Annotated in this window: 1 protein-coding gene; it reads right to left on the bottom strand. The window is 50.8% G+C overall.

Annotated elements, in window-relative coordinates:
• Window positions 1-199 (bottom strand): hypothetical protein (locus ACYQ78_RS39960; RefSeq protein WP_459806208.1); only part of this gene is annotated, 199 nt, incomplete at its 3' end.
• Window positions 200-246 lie beyond the last annotated feature (47 nt).

Raw genomic sequence — 246 nt, 5'->3', positions numbered from 1 at the left:
ATTCTTCGTCTTCGGGCTCGGGCTCGTCCGGGTCGGGTTCGGGTTTGGGCTCGTCGGCATGCTCTTCCTGAGTGACTTCTCTGTAGCGATCTGTTACCTTCTTGTGTTCAACAGCTTCGACGTCATCCATGGAATCTTCAACCATTTGTTCCATCTCTCTCATCTCTTGTCTTATGCATTGTATTTTCTCCGCGAACATGTCGTGTCCTTGCGTCAGATCGGCTGTACTACTTGCATGCGGCTAGA

Source organism: Herbidospora sp. RD11066 (genome assembly GCF_054661255.1).
This window is presented reverse-complemented; position numbering and strand designations above follow the sequence as displayed.